Origin of the sequence: Xanthomonas sp. SHU 199, assembly GCF_000364665.1 — a bacterium.
Classification (GTDB): Bacteria; Pseudomonadota; Gammaproteobacteria; order Xanthomonadales; family Xanthomonadaceae; genus Xanthomonas_A; species Xanthomonas_A sontii.
The window spans coordinates 1-771 of sequence record NZ_AQOI01000570.1 but is presented as its reverse complement, the minus strand read 5'-3'; the positions used below and the strand labels follow the sequence as shown (position 1 = coordinate 771).

Annotated in this window: 1 protein-coding gene; it reads left to right on the top strand. The window is 75.9% G+C overall.

Annotation, left to right across the window (positions count from 1 at the left end):
• Positions 1-771, top strand: a 771-nt coding sequence (locus D183_RS25065; protein ID WP_039728270.1) for a membrane protein, incomplete at both ends; no start/stop codon positions are given.

Below are 771 nucleotides of genomic sequence, written 5' to 3'. Positions count from 1 at the left end.
CCGGCGCCACCAGCGCCGGGGTCGGCGGCACCGCACTGGGCGCCAGCGCCGATGCCAGCGGTTTCGCCGCCTCGGCGGTGGGCGTGGGTGCCTACGCCGGCGGTGCGCAGGCGTCGGCCTTCGGCGCGGTGGCCAACGCCACCGGCGACTACGCCACGGCGGTCGGCACGCAGAGCGTGGCCACCGGCACCAGCAGCGTCGCGGTCGGCGGTCCGGCCGACCTGATTCCGGGGCTGGGCCTGTTCGTACAGACCCAGGCCAGCGGCGCCAATGCCGCCGCGTTCGGCGCCGGCGCGATCGCCTCGGGCGACGAATCCACCGCCAGCGGCAGCATGACCGAGGCCTCGGGCCTGCAGAGCACCGCGCTGGGCTACTTCGCCTATGCACCGGGCGACCATGCCAGCGCGCTGGGCGCGCAGTCCTGGGCCAGCGGCGCCAACAGCACCGCGCTCGGCTACTACAGCACCGCGTTTGCGGCCGACAGCGTGGCGCTGGGCGCCAACGCGGTGGCGCGCCGGGCCAACACGGTCTCGGTCGGCGATGCCGGCAGCGAGCGGCAGGTCGTCAACGTCGCCGCGGGCACGCAGTCCACCGATGCGGTCAACCTCGCGCAGCTGGATGCGGTGCGCGCCACCGCCGAAAGCACCTCCAAGTTCTTCGCCCACAGCGGCGGCGGCACGGTCGGCGCCTATGCCGACGGCGCCGGCGCGCTGGCCGCCGGCGATGCGGCCAATGCCTACGGCAGCGGCGCGGCGGCGTTCGGCAGCGGCA